The 20,227-nt window shown below is 62.2% G+C and carries 14 protein-coding genes and 3 pseudogenes; 3 read left to right on the top strand and 14 right to left on the bottom strand.

The features are described from left to right. A pseudogene (locus ACILRA_RS06965) lies at window positions 1-850 on the bottom strand (hypothetical protein); the annotation flags it as partial. Here ACILRA_RS06965 and ACILRA_RS06960 point away from each other — a divergent pair. Beyond that, complete coding sequence (locus tag ACILRA_RS06960) at window positions 843-1,100, top strand: hypothetical protein (protein ID WP_395661372.1); 258 nt, start codon at window positions 843-845, stop codon at window positions 1,098-1,100. The pseudogene ACILRA_RS06965 and the gene ACILRA_RS06960 overlap by 8 nt on opposite strands. A gap of 245 nt (window positions 1,101-1,345) precedes the next feature. On the opposite strand, the pseudogene ACILRA_RS06955 reads toward ACILRA_RS06960, so the two are convergent. From ACILRA_RS06955 to ACILRA_RS06915, 9 genes and pseudogenes are all read right to left on the bottom strand, one after another. Further along, window positions 1,346-2,856 (bottom strand): annotated as a pseudogene (locus ACILRA_RS06955) (GMC family oxidoreductase). Beyond that, a complete protein-coding gene (locus tag ACILRA_RS06950) occupies window positions 2,853-4,397 on the bottom strand; it encodes an FGGY-family carbohydrate kinase (RefSeq protein ID WP_395661371.1) in 1,545 nt (514 codons plus the stop codon). The pseudogene ACILRA_RS06955 and the gene ACILRA_RS06950 overlap by 4 nt, the downstream one beginning before the upstream one ends. Further along, window positions 4,348-5,190, bottom strand: a complete 843-nt coding sequence (locus ACILRA_RS06945; protein ID WP_395661373.1) for a class I fructose-bisphosphate aldolase — start codon at window positions 5,188-5,190, stop codon at window positions 4,348-4,350. Before ACILRA_RS06945 ends, ACILRA_RS06950 begins: the two co-directional genes overlap by 50 nt. A gap of 3 nt (window positions 5,191-5,193) precedes the next feature. Continuing rightward, entirely contained in the window at window positions 5,194-6,816 is a 1,623-nt protein-coding gene (locus ACILRA_RS06940) for a glycerol-3-phosphate dehydrogenase/oxidase (RefSeq protein WP_395661370.1), read from the bottom strand. Between the two features lie 53 nt (window positions 6,817-6,869). Continuing rightward, window positions 6,870-7,862: an aldo/keto reductase gene (locus ACILRA_RS06935; protein ID WP_395661369.1), complete on the bottom strand. Its 993-nt coding sequence runs from the start codon at window positions 7,860-7,862 to the stop codon at window positions 6,870-6,872. Continuing rightward, window positions 7,859-8,830 carry a sugar-binding transcriptional regulator gene (locus ACILRA_RS06930; RefSeq protein ID WP_395661368.1) on the bottom strand — a complete coding sequence of 324 codons (972 nt, stop codon included), beginning with the start codon at window positions 8,828-8,830 and terminating at the stop codon, window positions 7,859-7,861. Before ACILRA_RS06930 ends, ACILRA_RS06935 begins: the two co-directional genes overlap by 4 nt. A gap of 8 nt (window positions 8,831-8,838) precedes the next feature. Continuing rightward, window positions 8,839-9,804, bottom strand: a complete 966-nt coding sequence (locus ACILRA_RS06925) for an ABC transporter permease (protein ID WP_395661367.1) — start codon at window positions 9,802-9,804, stop codon at window positions 8,839-8,841. 16 nt (window positions 9,805-9,820) lie between these two features. Further along, entirely contained in the window at window positions 9,821-11,329 is a 1,509-nt protein-coding gene (locus ACILRA_RS06920; protein WP_395661366.1) for a sugar ABC transporter ATP-binding protein, read from the bottom strand. Between the two features lie 59 nt (window positions 11,330-11,388). Further along, on the bottom strand, window positions 11,389-12,399 hold the full coding sequence (locus tag ACILRA_RS06915) for a substrate-binding domain-containing protein (RefSeq protein ID WP_395661365.1): 1,011 nt from the start codon (window positions 12,397-12,399) through the stop codon (window positions 11,389-11,391). Between the two features lie 160 nt (window positions 12,400-12,559). Between ACILRA_RS06915 and ACILRA_RS06910 the strand changes: the two genes are divergently transcribed. Beyond that, complete coding sequence (locus ACILRA_RS06910) at window positions 12,560-13,225, top strand: zinc ribbon domain-containing protein (RefSeq protein WP_395661364.1); 666 nt, start codon at window positions 12,560-12,562, stop codon at window positions 13,223-13,225. Continuing rightward, the gene (locus tag ACILRA_RS06905; protein WP_395661363.1) at window positions 13,222-13,596 is read left to right on the top strand and encodes a hypothetical protein; all 375 of its coding nucleotides are present in this window, start codon (window positions 13,222-13,224) and stop codon (window positions 13,594-13,596) included. The genes ACILRA_RS06910 and ACILRA_RS06905 overlap by 4 nt, the downstream gene beginning before the upstream one ends. Before the next feature lie 65 nt (window positions 13,597-13,661). On the opposite strand, the gene ACILRA_RS06900 is transcribed toward ACILRA_RS06905, so the two are convergent. The 4 genes and pseudogenes from ACILRA_RS06900 to ACILRA_RS06885 all read right to left on the bottom strand — a co-directional run. Then, entirely contained in the window at window positions 13,662-13,877 is a 216-nt protein-coding gene (locus ACILRA_RS06900; protein WP_395661362.1) for a hypothetical protein, read from the bottom strand. Between the two features lie 105 nt (window positions 13,878-13,982). Further along, the gene (locus tag ACILRA_RS06895) at window positions 13,983-14,723 is read right to left on the bottom strand and encodes a hypothetical protein (protein WP_395661361.1); all 741 of its coding nucleotides are present in this window, start codon (window positions 14,721-14,723) and stop codon (window positions 13,983-13,985) included. A 129-nt stretch (window positions 14,724-14,852) separates the two neighbouring features. Further along, complete coding sequence (locus ACILRA_RS06890) at window positions 14,853-19,721, bottom strand: peptidoglycan-binding protein (RefSeq protein ID WP_395661360.1); 4,869 nt, start codon at window positions 19,719-19,721, stop codon at window positions 14,853-14,855. Window positions 19,722-20,051: 330 nt separating this feature from the next. Next, window positions 20,052-20,227, bottom strand: a pseudogene (locus ACILRA_RS06885) (IS4 family transposase); the annotation flags it as partial.

Here is a 20,227-nt window from a genome sequence, read left to right as displayed (position 1 = left end):
CTGGCACTGGTAAGAAATGGCAAACTACCGCTGATCCCGATTGCCCTCGACGACATCGCCTCCGCGACCATCCCCGGGCTCGCTGCCTATCGGCAAGGGTGGCAGGCGATGTCGGCGAGCAACGCCGGAAACGAAAACGATCGATGATCGGCGCGTTGTGGCGCTTGAAGGTGTTCTTCGCCCAAATCACGAAGGTCAACCACTTGCCGCCGGCATCGAGCCAGGCGCGCTGCAGCGTATGGAGCTCGGACGAACTCATGCAGACGTAGCAGGCACCTTTGGTAACGGAGAGCAGGTTCGCGCAGGCCGCCTCGAGGAACTTGACGAAGGCGTCGCCCAACGCGTCATTAAGAATCCGACGCCCTTTGCCCGGGGACTTCTCCGTCCCCTTGTTCCCGTAGTCGACGTTGTACAGCAGATCACAGAAAGCCATGTCGGCGAGCGTACCGCCCATCAGGCGCTCGACGTCGGACAACAAGGTGGCGTCGCCGCAGAGGAGGCGATGCTCGCTAAGGATCCACAGGTCCCCGGAACGCGAGGTGCTCTCCTCCGGCAGGGCGGGCGCGTCGTCCGGGTCAGTCAAACCCTCGCTCGCCTCCCCGGCCAGCAGCTCCGAGAGTTGGTCGGCGTCGAAGCCGGTCAGATCGAGATCAAAGCCGTCGAGCTTAAGATCACCGAACTCGAGCTTGAGAAGTTCATCGTCCCACTCGGCGTTCTCGTGCGAGCGGTTGTCCATCAGCCGGTAGGCGCGCGCCTGCGCGGGCGTCAGGCCCTCGGCGACATGGACCGGCACCGTCTTAAGGCCCAGTGCCTTGGCGGCATCGAGCCGGGTGTGCCCGACGATGGACAACGCTCTTCTGAAAGCACTGGCGCGTGGCTTCCGGTGGCGGAAACTCCTGGAGACCGGAGATTTCTCGACCATCCAGGAAATCGCCGAGGCAGAGAACATCAACCCGTCTTACGTCAGCCGGGTGCTACGCATGACGCTGCTGGCGCCAGAAATCGTGGCAGCGATACTGGCAGGAAGGCAGCCGGAGGGCCTGACGATGGCGAGGGCCATGCGGCCCTTTCCGCTGGAATGGAGACACCAGACAACGTGAATTTCTGAGAGCGTCGGGCGTTCATGCTGAGTCTGGAGGCCCTTTTCAAACCAGATGTGAGGTGATTCGAGTTTGTGGGAGGTGACTGCCATGAGCGATGATCCACTCGTCAGCCTGCCAGCCGTGGCCAGAGGATCATCCCGGCTCAAGCGGAAAAGCCCGGCAACCAGTGCAGTCAGCTACACCACGGCGAGGGGCATGATCTCTCCGTTCACTTTGTGACTTACTCAAACAGAGTTTCGGTATCAGAACGATCGAATCATGTAAGCGGCCTTCTCGGCGATCATGATCACAGGGCTTGCCGTGTTGCCGGAGGTAATCTGCGGCATGATGGATGCATCGATCACGCGCAGGCCACCAACCCCATGCACCTTCAGGTCCGGACCGACGACGGCCTTGTCGTCAGTCCCCATCTTAGCCATTCTTCCGGGCGATACCGCGCGAGCGCTTTCGCAGTCATGATCTTTCGGGCCTGGTGGATCGAAGCAACTGCAATGCGCCGGTCGCGCTCGGTCGACAGATAATTCAGTCTGATTTCCGGCTGCGCATGCACATCGGGGGATACCGCATGAACATGGCCCACCGAGGTGGGTCGTAAGTTGCAAACCGAGACAGTTATAGCCGAAAACGGGTGAAGTGGCTCGCCCAGCCGATTGGTCGAAAGAGGCTGCACGTGATATTCAAGATCGGGCACATCGATCTCCGGTCCGGAGCGTGTAAACATCCCGAATTGACTCGGCGCCATCGACAACGGTCCTGACCGGGCAAAGAGATATTGCAGCGCGACCGCCGCCTTGCCCCACGGCCAGCGCACCATATCATTGAGTGTCCGCGCGCCATGAACCTTGAAGACAGTGCGGATCTGCAGGTGGTCCTGCAGGTTCTCGCCTACTCCCGGAAGATCATGCAGCGGCGCGATTCCCAGAGCCTGCAGGCGGGAGGCCTGGCCGATGCCGGACTGTTCCAGGATCTTGGGCGAGTTGATGGCACCCGCCGCCAGCAGCACCTCCCGCGAAGCGTATGCCTCGCGGGTTGCATCGTCCTTCAGCCAGCGCACGCCCTTTGCGTGGCGCCCCTCCATGATAAGACCCGTCACATGCGCATGCGTCACAAGGCGCACAAGGCCGCGCTTCAATGCCGGCCGCAGGAAGGCCTTGGCCGTGTTCCAGCGCACGCCGCCTGACTGGTTCACCTCGAAGAACCCCGAACCCTCATTGTTGCCGTCGTTGAAATCAGCACGCGGCATGATGCCGAACTCAACTGCGCCCTGCTGCACGGCCTCGAGAATGTCCCACCTCAGGCGCTGCTTTGCCACGCGCCACTCGCCGCCCGCGCCATGCATGTCGCTCTCGCCGCCATGATGGGCTTCGGACTTCCTAAAGTAAGGCAGCACATCGTCCCAACCCCAGCCGGTATTGCCCAGTTGCCGCCAGTGGTCATAGTCCGCCGCCTGGCCCCGCATGTAGATCATGCCATTGACGGAGGAGCAGCCGCCGAGGACCTTGCCGCGCGGATAGACCAGCGAGCGGCCGTTCAGACCCGGCTCGCTGGCGGTCTTCATCATCCAGTCGGTGCGGGGATTGCCGATGCAGTAAAGGTAGCCGATGGGGATATGCACCCAGTGATAATTGTCGCTGCCCCCCGCCTCCAGCAGCAGCACGCGCGTCCGGCCGTCGGCGGTCAGCCGGTTGGCCAGCACGCAGCCCGCCGTTCCGGCGCCAATGATGATGAAGTCAAAGTCTCCGTCGGGGATCATTGTGCAGCACCCGCCATCTCGCGCCAGACGGGTTCCATCGCCCGCGTGATGCGGGTCCAGGTCTCGTAGCGTTTGTCGTAATGCGCCCGCATGCCGGCATCCGGCGCGAACCAGGCCCTGGCCTGCGTCATGGCGGCCACCGCCGCCTCGTAATCGGCATGGAGGCCCAGGGCGAGTGCCGCACCGATGGCAGCGCCGAGCGCACCCGTTTCAGTGGCTTCGGCGACGGTCACATGCCGGCCCAGTCCATCCGCGAACATCTGCGGCCAATGCGCGGAGCGCGCGCCCCCGCCCGAGAGCGCCACGCGGTCGAAGCCGAGGCCAGCCTCTGCCAGCACCTCGACATGCCTGCGGTGCTCGAACATCACGCCTTCGAAGATGGCGCGGAGCAGATGCCCTTCTCCATGCCAGCCGGCGATCCCGTAGAAACCGCCGCGCTGGTGAGCGCCCATGCGGCCACCATAGAGGAAGGGATGAAAGTAAGGATCTCCAGCAGCGGGCCTTACACTGCCGACCGCCGCATTCACCGCTCCGAAGGGATCCGCATGATGGCTGCCGCGTTCGATGAATTCGCGCACATACCACTCGAGGTTCGCAGCAGACGTTGCCGAGTTCTCCATGTTGAGGAAGCGCCCGGCGCCGAACTTCGACACCATGAAGACGCGCCGGTCAGCCGCTGCCCTTGGCGCGAAAACCTGGTTGATGGACCAGCTTCCCACCACGATGGATGCATCACCTTGCTTGACGGCACCGGAGCCCAGGGCAGAGGAGACCACATCGAAATATCCGCCGATGACCGGGGTGCCAGCGGACAACCCTGTCGCCTGGGCGGCCTCAGCCGTGACGTGCCCCGCAATGGCCGATGGTTCAATGGCAGGCGGCAGGAGCGGCAGTGCATCCTCCAGCCCATAGAGTGACAAAAGCCCGGAGTCATGGGAGGCCTCGGGCAGGCGCATCAGGCCCGCGCCGGTCATGTCAGAGATGTCGCTGACGCGGGCCCCGGTCAGCCGCGAGGTCAGTACGTCCTTCGCGAACAGCAGCGTGCCGGCCTTGGCATAGATCTCGGGTCTGTGCCGCTTCAGCCAGGCCAGCAACACCGGCGTCTGCGCGGGCCACGGCCGCTGCAGCGAGATGACCTGGATCGCATCGCCACTGGCGGCATCGATCTCGGAGGCCAGCGCGGCGGCACGTGAATCGAGAGACTGAATTCCAAGCAACGCCGCGCCGGACTTGTCAAGCAGGTAGAGACCATTGCCATGGCCCGCACAACCAACCGCCAGCACGTCAGCCGATGAGACACCCGCGCGCTGAAGACAGCCACGGATGGCAGCGCTGGCATTCTCCCAGAGCTCCGGCACGGAGCGCTCGACCATGCCAGGCAGGGGCTTGTGGGTTGCGCCATCGAGCGCATGAAGGGCCACCTGCCGTCCAGAGGTGTCGAACAGCACCGCCTTGATGACGGTGTTCCCGGCATCAAGCCCCAGCAGGTAACTAGCCACGATTGTAGACGTCCCATGCGGCGTCTCCGTCCGCGCCGTCATGGATCATGGCCATCAGCGCCCGCACCACCGCGCCCGGCTTTTCGTGCTGGTAGATATTGCGGCCATAGACCATGCCCTTCGCACCCTGTGCCAGCAGGGCAGCGGACTTCCTCAGCACGGTCTTCAGATCTTCCTTGCCGCCGCCGCGCACCAGAACGGGCACGCGTGCCGCTTCAACGACGCGGTGGAACTCGTTGGGGTCCGACGTCGGATCGGCCTTGATGATGTCAGCGCCCATCTCGGCCGCAAGCCGCACCAGGGTAACGATCTTCTCCGCATCGCCGTCAACCTGATATCCGCCACGCAGCTCGTTCGGCAGCATGACGAGTGGCTCGATCATGAGCGGCATGCCATAGCGGTGGCAGGCGGCGCGCACACGGCTGATATTCTCTACGCACTGGCGAAACATCTCGGGCTCATCCGGCAGCATGAACAGGTTCACCACCACGCAGGCCGCGTCCATCTCGAGCGCGCCGATGATCGGCTCCTCCGCGTTCTGCAGCATGGACCACATCACCCGATGGCGCGTGGCGTTGTAAGGGTTTCCCATGTCGAGCCGCATTACCAGGGCAGGCTTGCCCTTTTCGGGACGTGATTGCAGCAGGTCGGCCTGTCCATAAGCCATCTGGATGGCGTCGGGCCTTGCCCTGATCAGCGCATCGACCACGCGCGGCATGTCCTCAAGGCCCACCATGAAGGAGGGTTCGTTGCACACCCCATGGTCAATGGCCACATCGAGGCAGCCTCCGTTGGTGAACAGCCGGTTCATGCGTGCCTTCGGGCTGATCTTCATCATTCACTCCTCGAGAATAGCAGGGTTGACCCCGTGATAATTGACAAGCTCTGCCGCAAAGCTTGATGTCTCGGACCGGATCCGCGCTGCGTCCCATCCTAGTATTCCTGCCATCGCATGTGCCGTCGCACTGATCACAGGTCCGGTCAGCTGCCCCGTGATCGCCAATGGCTGCCGGCGCTGCAGGACATCGGCAAGCCTGCGGGCCTTCTCATGCGAAATGAGGAATCGCACCTCGCCCACCGTCAGATCGCTTCCGGCGATCTTTTCCTCACCGGGCGGAACCTGCGGGGCCCGGCTGCCATAAAGCTCCGAGCGGCGATCGTGGACGGCGGGCTGATCACCCTTGCCACCGCCGATCGGCAACTCCCGCGTGCTGGCGCGGCGCGGGATGCCCAGTTCAGCCAGGACCATATCCGTCGTCTGCTCGGCAAAGGCGCGGAAAGTCGTCCACTTGCCGCCGACCATGCAGAACTGGGGCACAGGTCCATCGAACCTGCGTGTGAAATGCTCGCGTGAGATGCGCCCGGTGAACTCCACATCCGCAACCGGCAGCGGCCTGATGCCCGAATAGCTGTAGACGATGTCCTCAGCGGAAATCGCAAGCCGCGGGAAGATCAGGCGGAGGGAGTCGAGGATGTAGTCACGCTCGTCCGCCTCGCAGCGCACACGGCCCGCCTGTTTCACGCGGATGTCCGTGGCGCCCGCAAGCACCTTTCCCAGATAGGGGAACACGATGCAGACGCGCCCATCGGTGTTCTCGAAATAGACCATATGGCCGCGCAGGGCCTCCATCAGCGCAGGATTGTCGAGGATCAGGTGCGATCCCTTGGTGCCTGACACCAGCTTTCCCGAGGCCTTGGCACCGAGGCTTTCCGTTGTCTCGTCCAGCCAGGCCCCCGTGGCGTTGACCACAACGCGCGCGGAGATGTCCAGCACTTCACCTGTTTCCGTGTCGGTGACGGTGAAGCCCGTCCCCCGGGGCGTGATCGTCGCGTAGTTAAGCGCCACCGCATGGCCGTTGCCGGCCTCGGCATCCAGAACGAGTTCCACTGCCAGCCGCTCGGGGTGGCTGATCCACGCATCGTGATAGACCGCGGCAAAACGCAGGCCGGGTGAAAGCTCCGGCCACCGCGCAAGGGCCTGTTTCCGGCTGAACACCCTGTGCGGCGGCAGGACGCGGCGTTTGCGCGTCAGCAGATCATAGAGCGAAAGGCCCAGCTTGACAGGCACGATCCCGCGTGGGCGGGGGCGCCCCTTCATGCCGAGAAAGCTCATCGATGTATTGAGCAGTCCGGAGAAGACGGAGTTGACCGGCACCGCAGTGGGCAGGGGAAACACCATATGCGGCGCGTTCTTGAGAAGCGCATCGCGCTCGAACAGGCTTTCCCGCACGAGATTGAATTCGCCGTTCTCCAGATAGCGCAACCCGCCATGGATCATTCTCGACGGCGCGGCAGAACAGCCTGAACAGAAGTCCTCGCGCTCCACCAGAAGAACGCGCAGCCCCTGTAGCGCCAGGTCACGGAACGTGCCGATGCCGTTGATGCCGCCCCCGACGACAACGACGTCGAAGTCTCCGCTGTGGCGGAGCTTCTCGATGTCCTTGGCGCGCGGGTCTGTCATGGGTCCTTCATGGGCAGCCTGGCTGCGCAACGGCAATTTGGAGGAGCGCTGGTTCAAGAGTCGAGCGCAGTCAGATGTTCAGAAACGGCGGCATCGATGATAGCCAATTCGGCGGAGGTGAGACGAAGGCGGCCGGCGGCAGCGTTCTCGCGGGCCTGTTCCGGATTGCGGGCGCCGCAGAGTGCGGAGGTGATGCCGGGTTGAACCAGTGTCCAGGCGATCACCACCTGCGCGGCACTTGCCCCGTGAACCTGGGCGACAAGACGAACGACCTTCATGAGTGCCTCCACCCTGGCGAGATTCGCCGCGGAAAATCGCGGGTTGTCCTTGCGCAGATCATCGCCCGAAAACGTCCGGCCGGGTCCGATCTTTCCCGACAACAGCCCGAGCGCAAGCGAGGAGTAGGACAGAACCGAAATCGACCGGTTGCGGCAGAAGGGCAGGATATCCCGCTCAAGATCCCGCTTCACCATCGAGTATTCTTCCTGCACGCCGTCAAGCTGTCCGGCAGCTGCATAGTCCGAGATCCCGGCAAGCGAGCAGTTGGACGCCCCGATCGAGCGGATCTTTCCCTCCGCCTTCAGCTCTTCAAGTGCTGCCATCGTCTCGGAGACCGGCGTCGTGGGATCCTGCCAATGGGTGATGTAGTGATCGATATGGTCCGTGCCCAGCCGGCGCAGGCTTTGCTCCACTTCATGGCGGATCGAGCTCCGGCCGAGATAGCGGTGCACCGGCTTGTCCTGCTGGGAGAAGAAGTAGTTGCCCTGCTGAACATGCCAGACGAGCCCACACTTGGTGGCGAGCACGAGTTTGTTGCGGCGGCCCTTGATGGCCCGGCCGACGATCTCTTCAGACCTGCCCATGCCATAGGCGGGTGCCGTGTCGATCAGCGTCACACCTTCATCGATCGCGGCGTGAATGGCCGCGATGGCGGCCTCCTCATCCGTTCCGCCCCACATCCACCCGCCAATGGCCCATGTTCCAAGCCCCACCGCCGAGGCGGTGATGCCGGAACGGCCAATCTCGCGGGTCAGCATCTCGCTCATGCTTGAACTTCACCCCTGAGTTTGAGAACCTGCTGCGCCGTGTCCTCATCGGTCACCAGCGACGTGATGTAGCCGCCAGTGAGGGCAGCAGAAATCGGGCGAACCTTGGTCTCGCCTGCCGCCACCCCGATGATGCGCAGGCAGCGCGCGATCTCGCCCGGTTCAATGGCGACGAGCAGGCGGTTCAGGGCGAGGTCGGCAAGCTTGCCGTCCTCCTGGATCAGATGCGCCATGAATTCCGCCACCACGCCCTTCTTCACCAGCCGCTCTCGCTCCTGCTGGGCCTGGGGATGCAGATCATAATAGGACGAGCCCGTGGCCAGGATGGAGCCGATGCCGACCAGCGCCACGGTCGCCCGGCGCGACAAGTCGAAGACCTCCCGGATCGATGCCATGTCCATGAGCATGTCGCGCTGCTTGCGGCTTTCCGCGAACAGTGGTGCATGAACAACCAGCGCCTGGCCACCGAGCTTGGCTGCAAGCTTGGACACGAGGTTGTTGACGTCGGTGAAGAACTTTCCCTGAACCCCGCCTGTCAGCGGAACAACCTTCACATCATAGGTCCGAACAGGCTTCAGGTTTTCGACGAACTCCGCAACCGCCTTGCCTCCCGTGATGGCGATGACATCTCCATCCTTCAGCCCATCCAGGAAATGATAACCCGCGACGATGCTCACCTGGCGAAGCGTCAGTTCAGGATTGCCTGCGATGGTTGGAGCCACGACGGCGGCCTGCAGGCTGCCGCTTGCGGTCAGCGCCGATTCCACCACCACAAGTCGCTGGAACGGCGTCTCTATCGAAATCCGCACCATACCTAGCCTGCGCCCTTCGGCGATCAACCGGTTCACCTTGGATTTGGAGAGCTTCAGCTTTTCCGCAATGTCAGCCTGCGTCTCACCCTCGATGAAGTGCAGCACCAGGACGGTGTGCATCTGCCGGAGTGCTTCAAGATCATCCATCTCTTCCATGTGGCGGACTATCCCCTGCGCTTGACGAGGTAGTGGTCAAACGTGACCGCCGACAGCAGGATCGAGCCACGAATGATGTCCTGCCAATAAACCGAAACATCGAGAAGCGTAAGCGAGGAGGAGACGACGGCCAGCAGCAGCGCGCCCAGTATTGCCCCCAGAATGCTGCCAGAGCCGCCGGAGAGCGAGGCACCGCCGATGACCGCAGCCGCGATCACATTCAGTTCCATGCCGATTCCGAAGGTCGGCTGGGCGGAGCCGAATCGCGCCATGTAGATGACCCCTGCGACACCGCAAAGCGTCGAGGTCAGAACGGTGGTGAGGAAGATCACCTTCTTGGTCCGGACGCCGGAATAGGCCGCAGCCTTCGGGTTCGAGCCTGTATAGACGACTTTCCGGAAGGCCGTCGTTCGCCGCAGAAGGAAATCGAAGACCACGACGAAAGCGATGAAGATCAGGATCACCACCGGGATGGGACCGACTGAGCCGGTGCCGATCCACTTGAACTCCGGCGGCAGGGTGAAGAGACCCAGCGGGCGGCCGCCTGTTCCCAGCATGCAGAGGCCGCGTGCAATCACCATCACGCCCAGCGACACGATGAAGTGATGGAGCCCCACCCACGTCACCATGATCCCCATGAACCCGCCGATCGCAGCGCAGGCGATGATGGCGATGAGAGACGCTGTCCACGGATCGAGCCCGGCGAGGAACAGGCTCCCCGCGATTACCATGGCGAGTGCCGTCACGGAGCCCACCGAAAGATCGATGCCACCCGAAATCAGGAGGATGGTCATCCCGATCACCACGATCGCCTCGACGGAGAAGGATTTGACCATGGAGAGGAGGTTGTCGGCCGTCAGGAAATAGGGCGAGGCAAAGGACATCACCACGAAGATCAGCGCAATGATGACCACGAGGCCGGTCTCCCGCGCCCTGAACAGCCCGGAGAGAGCGCTCTTGTCCTGACTTCCCATGCTCTTGTCCTTCACGTCACGCACTGCGCTTCTGCCAACCCGTGTTCGAGGCCAGCTGCATGATGGCCTCCTCGCTCAGCCGCTCGGCTGGCAGTTCGCCGGTGACGCGGCCCTCGGCAATCACCATGACGCGGTCACAGAGCCCGATCAGTTCGGGCAGTTCGGAGGAAATCACCAGGATGCCGACGCCCTGCTCCGCCAGGCCGCGCAGGATCTTGTGGATCTCCGATTTCGCGCCGACATCGACCCCGCGCGTGGGTTCGTCGAGGAAGATCACCTTGGGCTTGACGGCGAGGAGCTTGGCCAGCGCCACCTTCTGCTGATTGCCACCTGACAATGATGAAACCTTCTGCCCCACACCTGCCGACTTCAGGTTCAACTGCCGCCCCAGCGCCTCCGCCAGGCGGGTTTCTGCACCCTTGTCGATGAGGCCCGGCCCGCGCGAGACTTGCGTCAGGTTCAGCGCGGAAACATTCGCCGCGATGGGCAGATCGAGAAAGACGCCATCGCCCTTTCGGTCCTCCGAGAGATAGACGATGCCCTCCGCGATTGCTTCGGCATAGCTCTTGAGATCAAGGTCGCGGCCCTGCAGCCGCACACGGCCGCGCGCATTGCCTTCAAGCCGGCAGATGCCGCGCATGATCTCCGAGCGCCCTGCCCCGATGAGGCCCGCAACGCCCAGGATCTCGCCCGCGCGGAGTTCGAAGCTGATGTCCCGGAAGCGCCGGTCGCTCAGGCCCTCGACCTGCAGGACCGGCGGTCCGGGCGGCGTGGTCAGCTTGGGCGGATAGAGACTTTCGATCTTCCGGCCGACCATGGCATTGACGACGTCTTCCGGTGTGGTCTCGGAAACCTTGTCCGTCCGGATATGCTGGCCGTCGCGGAACACCGATACCCGGTCGCAGTTCTCGAAGATCTCGACCATGCGGTGGGAAATGTAGATGATAGCGATGCCCTGGGCCGTCAGCTTGCGCATGATCGCGAACAGCAACTGCGCCTCGCGCTCCGTCAGCGCGGCGGTGGGCTCGTCAAGGATCAGGATGCGGCAGTCGAGGGTGAGCGCCTTGGCGATCTCGACCAGTTGCTGGTTGGAGATCGAGAGATCGCGCACCAGGATGCTGGGGTCGATATCGGCAAGCTGGGCGAGGACGCTGCGCGCCTTGGCCCTGAGGCCGGCCGCATCCATCAGGAACCTGCGGCTCTGGTTTGTGGCAGCCATGAAGATGTTTTCGGCGACCGAAACGTCCGGGCAAAGAGCAATCTCCTGGTGCACGAAGCCAATGCCGAGCCGCTGCGCGTGGGCTGGCGAGGGCATGCGCACGGGCCTGCCGTCGATGAGGATCTCGCCGCTGTCCGGCTGGATGATGCCGTCGATGACATTCATCAAGGTGGACTTGCCTGCGCCATTCTCTCCAGCGATCGCGTGGATCTCTCCGCGCCTGAGATCAAAGTTGATGCCGCGCAGCGCACGGACCGGACCGAAGCTGCGGCTGACGTTCCGGATCTCCAGGACAGTATCGGACATGGTGCTTTCCCCTGTGGGAGAAGCCCGCCCCACCACCGGCAGGACGGGCCGCCGGGAGGTCAGTTGCGGCCTTCCATATACTTGGCAAGGTCGAAACTGTCAGCATTGTCCTTGGTGATCACGGCAAAGCCGTTGTCCATGTAAGGGAACTGCATCGGGTTGAAGCCCGAGACCTTGTAATCGTTGAAGGGATCGATCAACCCCGGGTGAGCGCCGAGGAACGTGTTCATGAAGCCCAGGAAGCCCTGAACACCCTGGTTGGGGTTCAACGCCATGTGGATGTTTCCGGCCTTGATCTCCGCCAGCGTCGTGGGCGTCACGTCAGCATGCATGATGATGACCTTCTTACCCGACTCCTTGACCGCCGCGACAGCACCCTCGGCGGAGCCCGCTTCCGGGATCCAGATGGCAGCCAGTTTCGGATTGGCCTGCAGCATTGTTGTCACAGCCTGATAGGCCACGTTCGAGTCCTGGTTGCTCGCCTGGCGGCCGACCAGCTTCATCTTCGGATAGTTTTTCTCCATGTTTGCGATGAAGGCTGTCACCCGCAGGTCATGGTTTGACTGACCGGGATTCTCGAGCACGGCATATTCGGCGCTGTCACCCACGGTCTTGACGATCTCCTCGGCAGCAAACTTCGCTTCGGCGACGTTGTCCGAGGTCACATAGGCGGTGCGCTTGGACTTGGGGCTGTCGGCTGCAAATGTGGTGACCGAAACGCCAGCCCCGATCGCCGCGTTGATGGGGTCGATGAACGGATCAGCCTGCATCGGGTGGAGCAGAATGCCCGCTGGCTTCTTCACCAGGTCCTGTTCGAAGGAGGCAATCTGCTTGGCGATGTCGTAATCCGGCGTTCCGGAGAACACCGCGGTGCAGCCAAGTGACTCCGCGGCCTGCTTGAAGCCCTGGAACACCGGAACCCAATAGGGATGGCCAGAGACCATCACGTTCATCACATAGGTCTCGCCGGACTCACAGGCAAACTTGCCTGCAGCCGAAGCGGTACCGGAAATGCCCAGGCAAGCCGACAGCGCCAGGGCAACAAGCGAAAAGCGTCTCGCGAACTTCATGATTTCCTCCCTTTGGCAGTCTCTACCGTCAATGGTCGACTGCAATTTATTTCACAACATAATTTTTGTTGCATCATCGAAATATGAAAACCTGCTCTCGGAGTCAATTGAAATGAGATATGTTTCGTAACTTGAAATTTATTTCAGTCAGGTTTGCAACATGAGTTTGTGGTCAAACCAAGCTTCCAGGAGGCTCAACAACCGCGCATACATCGGTGAGGCCGTCCACAAGGGCACGGGCCATGCCGGTGAGCATCAGGGCCTTATCGACCAGAAAACGTGGGACCGGGTACGCGCCATCCTCCAACAGAGCCCCCGCCTCCGCGCCAACAACACCCGCGCTGAAGCCCCGGCCCTGCTGAAAGGTCTTCTCTACGGACCTGACGGGGCCGCCTTCTCGCCCACTCACACACGCAAGGGCGACCGTCTCTACCGTTACTATGTGAGCCAGACGGTCCTGAAGCATGGTGCAGGCAAATGCCCAGTTGCACGCGTTCCGGCCGCTGAGATCGAGGCCGCCGTGATCGACCAGATCCGCGGCATGCTGCGCGCGCCGGAGGTCGTCATGGCGACGTGGCGCGCTGCACAGGCCGAAGGCGAGGTTTTGACTGAGGATGAGGTGCGAGAGGCGCTTGCAGCGTTCGACCCGCTGTGGGAGGAGCTATTCCCCACCGAGCAGGCCCGCATCGTACAGCTGCTGGTCGAGCGCGTGGACATCCGTACCGACGGACTAAGGCTCAGGTTCAGGGACAAGGACAAGGGTCTGGCGCAGATGGTGGCGGAAATCGGCATGATTACTGTCAAGAACAGGAAGGCGGCGGCATGACCGAACAGACCGTTACCGTCACTGTGCCATTTGCCATCCGCAGGCGCGGCGGACGAAAGCTCATCATCACACCGGATGGAACGGCTGCATTACCGACGCCGCGTGCGCGGGTTGACCGCGCGCTTCTCAAAGCGCTGGCGCGTGGCTTCCGCTGGCGCAAGCTGTTGGAGACCGGCGACTTCTCAACCATCGAGGAAATCGCCGAGGCTGAGAACATCAATTCGTCCTACGTCAGCCGACTATTGCGCATGACGCTGCTGGCGCCAGAGATCGTGGAGGCGATGTTAGCAGGGCGGCAGCCGGAGGGGCTGACGATGGCGAGGGCGATGCAGCCGTTTCCATGGGACTGGCGGTGTCAACGATTCGCGTAGTCTCACGAACCGCTCCGGATTTCCTGCGCTCGTGATAGGGATTTGGCATTGTACTCGACTCGGCGTCAAAGTGGCTGAGCTTTCAGTTGGTTAACGGGACGTTTTGGTGAGAGCAGGTGCTGCAGGAAGTCGATTACTTGATGGAGTTCTGCAGCAGCGGCGATTTTGCGGAGCGCGCCGAGGCCAATTGCAAAGATCGAGCAGGCCTTGCGGCCATGTTTCTTGACAGGGACAGGACGGATCCGCGCCGAGGCAGCCCCGGTCTGCGTATTCCACGTCATTCGGCCACGCGTTCCACGAACATCCGGCCAGTCATTCCACCAACATCCGGCCACCCGTTCCATGAGCATCCGGCCACCTGGGAAGCCGGCCTGAGGGGCAAGTCGTCATCGTTGATCTCCGGCTATCCGGTCATGCTCGCCGCCGACACGGCTCGCAAGATCGATCCCGATCTGGCCCAGGTCTACTTCAGGCTGATGACCAGGAAGGGCCATCATCACAAGCCAGCCCTCTGCGCCGTCGCCAACCGACTCGTCAATCGCATCTTCAGCCTGCTGCGATCCGGCAAACCTTATGTTTTGCGCGACAGCAACGGACGCAAACTCTCCGTTGCAGAGGCAAAGGCAATCGTCGCCGAGTGCTACAACGTACCCGAAGTAGTCCGTGACACGCGGCGCGCCAATCGAGCCACTCACGTCGTCTGATCTCCAAAAAAAGGCTTGCGCTATCGGTACAAGATCACTTGCTTGTGGCCCTCGGCATCCGGGCGATCGAGCTTGGCTTCTCGGCACAGTACTTCCGCTGTTGATCGTGGTCTTACCGAACTCCCAGTTGGTTCGGTCCATTGCAATGATCCACGGCTTTCCTCGCAACCCCAGCAGACCGACGATCACAGGTTCGGTCAGGAATCCATCCAACGCGACATGCTGCAAGAAGCGGTAGAATCGGCGGCGGACCGAACTGATTCCCGCCGCTGTATCGACATGAGCAGCAAGCCGCCACAGGCAGATCGTGCCTTGGCGCATGATCAGGAACGTCAGCCAGGCCAGCGTTTCGCGTCTTGTCGGGGACAGGTCAATGTGCTGGAGTATCAAGCTGGATAAGGCGTTTGAAAACGCATTCTGCATCACGGCGATCCTTCGTTTGCTGACAAAGAATCCCTTTTCTGAATCGTTTCAACGCCTTATTCAACCGCGTCGAGTACTGTGCGTCGCCACTTTCATCTTGCAGAGTATATGGCGTTCAGGCAAAACGCATCAATCAATGATCCACCGGCTCTCGAAGCCATGAGAGGCCTTCCACGCATTGAGGCCGGGCTCGGCCTCCAGGCAGCGAGCTTCAAAGACATCCCTGTACCTCGAAAACTCCTGATCCACCACGACGCCTACGAGAAGGCATGTCTCCTCATACTTTCCAAGCTCGCGATGCTTCATGCCGACGGCCATCTTCACAAAGACGGTGTCCAGGGCGCGCCCCTGCCAGCGTACCGTTCCGTAGTCCACGAGGTCGCTCGTGTAGCCGTCGCTCTGAAGTTCCCATCCGGCAGTGATCTGGTTTCGGTACCAGCTGGCCAGTGACGGGAACAGGCTGGCGACAGAGGCAGTTTCCGCTGCGTCGGGTGCTTCGATGAAGACCGCGACCTGATCGCCCGTGTCCGCCGCAAAGCCATACGCAGCACTCCCATACCTGTCGCGGAGTTCTGCCTCTCGTCGGGCCTTCTCCTCACCCAGCCGCTCCCGCCGCAACCGATCCTGTGTTGCCTCGTCCTCGATGCGGCGTAGGCGCACCTGCTCCGCCTCGGCCCGGCTCGCCTCCTCGCTCTTGAGCCGCGCTTGTGTCTCGGAGACGTCCTGCTCGTCAAGCCAAACGGCTAGGATGGTGAGGTCCGTCTGCTCGCGCTCGGCCGCTGCCAGGACCTGCGCCATCGCGGGAGCCTCGAGGAGGAGTGCTCCGCAGTTTCCGGACCGGGCCTCGGCAAAGCCGAGGTCCGGGTTCTGAACATCCCGTGTTGTCCATCCAGGCAGCTGGCCCGACAGTAGATGCAGCTCGGGAGCGAGGAGCTCCATCACAGCATCCGTCATGGGACCCGGAACCATGCATAGTGTGCTGACATCCTGCTTGAACATCAAGAAGCCAAAACCCTTCCTCTGTGCCCGCGTGACCTCGTCTCTAATCTCCGCAACAAGCGTCTCGTCGTCGGTCTTTTTCTGGCGGATGGAGGTGCCAGAAACCTCACGGACGACCTCGAACTTACCCGAGGAGAAGGCGTCGACCAGGGACTTGGCGTAGGCGCGGTCGGTGGTGAGGAAGGAGGATCTGCGCAGGGCCACGACGTGAGCGCTCTCCAGCCCTTCGGCCCTGCAGACGCCCGTGAGCGTAATGTCTCTGGCGCCGATCGACGAGAGCCCCGACATTGCCAGGCGTGTGCCGAGGTCGTGCTGAGGCACGTCGTGGTACCAGCAGAGGTTCGTCACGCCCGGGAAGACGAGACGGCCGAGGAGGTCACGCCTGACGCCCCCTGCCGTACCGGAGTTGTTGAAAAGAAACATGATATCCTCGCCGTCACCTTCGAGCAGCTGGCGGTTCTTCCCGTCGATAAAGAGCTCATTGGGTGTCTCTGTCGGCACTACCGCGACATCCCTTGGCGCAAGCGAGAACGCCTTCAGGGCCGTGTCGAGCTTCAGGACCGAGAGGTCCGTGACGGCCGCGGCATTGGTGCCGGCGATGTTGTCGAGCGTGTTGGAGGCGATGCCACTTTCGAGCAGCGTCACGATCTCCAGAAGTTTCGGTACGTCCGGCGAGGCGACATTCTTCCTGACATGGTCCTTGATGAAGGCCTTGATGCGCCGGCTCTCGGCCCGTGCTTCGGCGACAGTGTCGAGAGCAGCGCGTTGCTGGCTCTCTTCATATTGCCTTGCGAAGGCAATGAATGCAGCCTCTGATTGCAATGCCCCGTCCAGCGAGGTCACTGACCGGCGCAAGGCTGCAGGATCACTCTCCGTGAGATTGGTTCTTAGGCCGGCGACGAGGCGGGCAACGCCCAGTGGGTCCTTGAAGGTTCCTCCGTCCTTCGCGAAGGCATCCAGGCTGATGAGGAGATCCGCCGCTGCGCGTCGTTCCTTCTCGAGGCTTCGCTCGTTGTCTCGCAGGTTGCGTTGCGCCAGTTCCGCCTCGACCCGCTCCAGGGCTGCTGCGGCGGCACTGTCCTGGGGGTTCCTGTCCACGGCCCCGCGGCAGGTGTCGAGCGCCTCCTCCCACGCGGATTTGGTGACGAGGTCGAGACAGGTGGTGGTGTCCTCTCCATGCGATGCCGGCAGCTGGTAGGCGTCGAGTTCCGCAGATGCACCCAATTGGGCGACGGCCTGGCGTGCCGCACCATTGGCCTTCAGCAGCTGTGCACCATCCCTGCTTTCGAGAGCGCGTGCCAGCTCATCATCCGCTGCAAGGAGCGCCCCGATGCCTGACGCGGTGACATTGCGTGAGACGTAAGCTGCAATGAAGGCACGGATGCGACGTCCCTCTGCGTCCTCGGCCACGAGAACTTCGATGCCGAGATCCTGCTCGCCCTTTTCGAGATTGCGGAGATAGCCGCTGAAGCCCCGATCCTCCGCGAGAGCGGAGGAGAGGCCATCGCGCGCCGCGGTGATGCGTGAAGCATCCTTGCCGCCGATCACGCCCTTGAGGGCCTCCGCCAGGCGGGCAATGCGCATGGGCTCAGACAGCTGGCCGCCATCCGAGGCGAAGCTGGTGACGCGGGTCAGGAGATCTGTCGCCGAGGTCCTTGAGGTCTCAAGCTCTGCTTCCCGGCGCCTGTCTTCCTCCTCGGCTTTCTCCTGCGCAGCGATCATGTCCCGTGCACGCCTCAGGAGGGCCTCCAGCGCCGCATCGCCCGGCTTTTCCGCCAGGGCGGCAGTGCAGAGCGCCCTCGCCTCCTGCCATTGCCCGAGGTTCCCGGCACTCCTGCACTTCACGACGGCGGGGCTTTCGTCAGAAGGGTCGGACAGCTTGAATGCGTCGAGTTCAAGCTTCAGACCGGCCTTGGCGATCCTGTCGCGGGCGTTATCAACGGAGGGCGACATTGCCGGTGCGTCGCCGCCTCGGAGGCTTGCGCGGATATCATCCTGCACCGAGATCAGCATTTCAACCTTGTCAGATCCGAAGTTCCGGCTGATGTAGTCATCGACGAAGGCATCGATCCTTCGCGCCTCCCGCGTGGCAGCCTCCAGCTTGCGCGCCTCCTCGAGGCGTCTTGCCTCGTTCTCCCGCCTCTGGAAGTCCGTGAAGGCAGTGTCCCGGGCCAGGAGATCCTCAAGTGCCTTCCTGTCACGCAGAATGGCGGCGGCGTCAGCGGCGCGCAGCGACGCTCTCAGGTTCACGCTGAGGCGGGCGGCCTGGGGAACGTCCGAGACCTTCTGGCCCGCGGCTCCGAAGCGGCTCAGCTGGTCAAGGAGCAGTTGTGCCTCATCGGAGATATTGCGCAGCTCTCTCTGCGCCTGCTCTCCCCCGTCCAGTGGCACCGGTTGAGCTTGCGGGGATGGATGGCCGGGGGTGGGCTTTGCCAGTTCGGGCTTCTCGATCGGCGCCACGTAGCCTTGGAGGATCTGCTGGTATGCACCTGTGAGGTTGTCCCGCGAGATGGCGGTCTCCAGCCTGCGGTTCAAACCGTCGAGGCCGGCCAGTGTCGGGAAGCGCCGCGCCGTCTCGTACTCCTTCAGGAGACCTGCCAGGGTTCCGATGTTCGCGGTCGTGACATTCTGGGCGATATACTGCTTCAGGAAGTAGATGTTCCTGTCCGCGAGTCGAATTGCCTCGGCCTTCTGTCTCTGCTCCTCCTCCCGCCGCTGTTCCTCGCGGCGCTCCGCGAAAAGCTTGTAGCCTGAGTTCTGCGACAGGAGTTGCCGCAGGCTTGCCGTCGCAGCCTCGATGTTCTGGAAGTCACGCGATGAGATCGCGGCGTTGAGGCGGCTCACGATCTCCGCGATGGAGGTGATACCCTGCACATCGGGATTGGTCTTGAGGAACAGGCCGATGTCCTGCAGGAGTATCTTGCCGTCCGAGAGGAGGCGATCCTGCAGGTCCCTGTCACCATAGGGATTCTCCACAGCCGGCGGCTGCTGGGCTGCAGCGGTCGTGCCGTTCTTTACGTTATCATTGAGCGCAATGTACTTCGCTGAGGCCCACCCCTCGCGCCCGTCGAGCAGAGCGACACGGCTCCACCCGTCTTTGCTGTCGAGCAGTCTGAGGAGCGTTCCCTCGGGCATGCGCGTGATCTCGTCCCCGGACACATTGCTCGTCTTCCGCAGGCTCAGGTAACCGTCAGAAGCCCCCGCACCGCTGACACCCGCGACGCGGGCCCTGTACTCCACGATCGGTGAGCCGGAGGCGGCATCGAGGACCCGATCCCAGGCATGGGGAGAAGCCCTGAAGAAGCCGTGCCGCATGAGGTCGTTGCGGCTCTTGAGTGACCGCGATGTGGTCCAGACCGGCCCGATATAGCGCGAGCCGGAGCCGACGAAGGCGTCCGAGGGGATGATGCCATTGGACTTGAGCAGTTCGAGCAGGCGCTTTCCTTGCTTGTCTGGCAACCAGCCGACGGTGATGGCGAAACGGCCGTTGCCGGACTTGATGATGGCGGTGCCGGGGAAGTCCTGCGCATAGGCGATCGCCTCTTCCGCCACCCATTGAAATGTGGCGCCACTTGCGACCACCAACCACCCGCCCCCTGATGGCGGCTTGTAGGGTCCTGGCTGGGACAACTGCGCCTGTGAAAAGCGGAGATCGAGCCACTCGGCCTGAGGCGTAATGCTCGTGTACTCCACTTCCTGCATAGACTTGCCAGTGCCGGGCAGGGGGCTGCTGTCTCTGGGAGGAGGCTGCGGCGGCGGAGAACTTCGTGCATCAGCCTCAATTTGCGAAATGTCATACTCTGACACCGAGGAGGTGGGATAAATTCCGCGGTCGCGCTGGTAAGCGCCAAGCGCCTCCTGCGTTCCCGAGCCAAAGTCACCGTCGATGCGGCCACGGTAGTATCCCAGCCTCTGCAGCGCTGCTTGCAGCCTGCGTATCACAACGGCCTCCGCCCGCCGCTGCGCTTCCGCTTGCCTGCGCTGCTGACGGAGTTGCATGTCGTTCCGTATCATTTGGTCGACCAACCCGAAGCCAAGGCCGATAAATGCATTTGGATCGGCACGCAGGGCAGGGGCGGGCAAAAGCAGCGTGGCCGAAACCGATGCCAGCAACAGTGCGCGGGGCAGAAGACCAACCAATATACTAACTCTTCCAATACTATGACGGGGTATTCCCACCATTCGGCTTCTGATTTAGCCAGCATTTCTAAACCATTGCAAGGCGGGCTAATAATAAAAGAGGTTTGCCTCATTGATGGTCAAGGACCCAGTCTGAGGAACTGGTTCCGCGATGGATATAATCAATTCTTGACCCTCACTAGTGTCCGGTTAAAAGCCGAATAAATTCAATTGCTTGTCGTTGGCGGGTTGCGCCATTCCCTGATCGTCGGGCCGGAAGGTTGATAAAATGGGCGTTTTCTCGAACACCGACACCGACAGGATCTGTAGCAATGTGTAGAGCGAGGCGTCGAGTTGCAGCTCCTTCTTGACGATGGCAATCAGCA

It is taken from the genome of Aestuariivirga sp. (assembly GCF_044239095.1).
Lineage (GTDB): Bacteria > Pseudomonadota > Alphaproteobacteria > Rhizobiales > Aestuariivirgaceae > Aestuariivirga.
Note: the sequence above shows the minus strand (reverse complement) of the source record. Positions and strands in the feature narration are given on the sequence as shown.

Bases quoted from the DNA above. Each gene is read 5' to 3' on its own strand.
- ACILRA_RS06960 (WP_395661372.1), top strand. From the start codon at position 843: ATGGACAACGCTCTTCTGAAAGCACTGGCGCGTGGCTTCCGGTGGCGG.
- ACILRA_RS06950 (WP_395661371.1), bottom strand. From the start codon at position 4,397: ATGACGGCGCGGACGGAGACGCCGCATGGGACGTCTACAATCGTGGCT.
- ACILRA_RS06945 (WP_395661373.1), bottom strand. From the start codon at position 5,190: ATGAAGATCAGCCCGAAGGCACGCATGAACCGGCTGTTCACCAACGGA.
- ACILRA_RS06940 (WP_395661370.1), bottom strand. From the start codon at position 6,816: ATGACAGACCCGCGCGCCAAGGACATCGAGAAGCTCCGCCACAGCGGA.
- ACILRA_RS06935 (WP_395661369.1), bottom strand. From the start codon at position 7,862: ATGAGCGAGATGCTGACCCGCGAGATTGGCCGTTCCGGCATCACCGCC.
- ACILRA_RS06930 (WP_395661368.1), bottom strand. From the start codon at position 8,830: ATGGAAGAGATGGATGATCTTGAAGCACTCCGGCAGATGCACACCGTC.
- ACILRA_RS06925 (WP_395661367.1), bottom strand. From the start codon at position 9,804: ATGGGAAGTCAGGACAAGAGCGCTCTCTCCGGGCTGTTCAGGGCGCGG.
- ACILRA_RS06920 (WP_395661366.1), bottom strand. From the start codon at position 11,329: ATGTCCGATACTGTCCTGGAGATCCGGAACGTCAGCCGCAGCTTCGGT.
- ACILRA_RS06915 (WP_395661365.1), bottom strand. From the start codon at position 12,399: ATGAAGTTCGCGAGACGCTTTTCGCTTGTTGCCCTGGCGCTGTCGGCT.
- ACILRA_RS06910 (WP_395661364.1), top strand. From the start codon at position 12,560: ATGAGTTTGTGGTCAAACCAAGCTTCCAGGAGGCTCAACAACCGCGCA.
- ACILRA_RS06905 (WP_395661363.1), top strand. From the start codon at position 13,222: ATGACCGAACAGACCGTTACCGTCACTGTGCCATTTGCCATCCGCAGG.
- ACILRA_RS06900 (WP_395661362.1), bottom strand. From the start codon at position 13,877: ATGACGTGGAATACGCAGACCGGGGCTGCCTCGGCGCGGATCCGTCCT.
- ACILRA_RS06895 (WP_395661361.1), bottom strand. From the start codon at position 14,723: ATGCAGAATGCGTTTTCAAACGCCTTATCCAGCTTGATACTCCAGCAC.
- ACILRA_RS06890 (WP_395661360.1), bottom strand. From the start codon at position 19,721: ATGCAACTCCGTCAGCAGCGCAGGCAAGCGGAAGCGCAGCGGCGGGCG.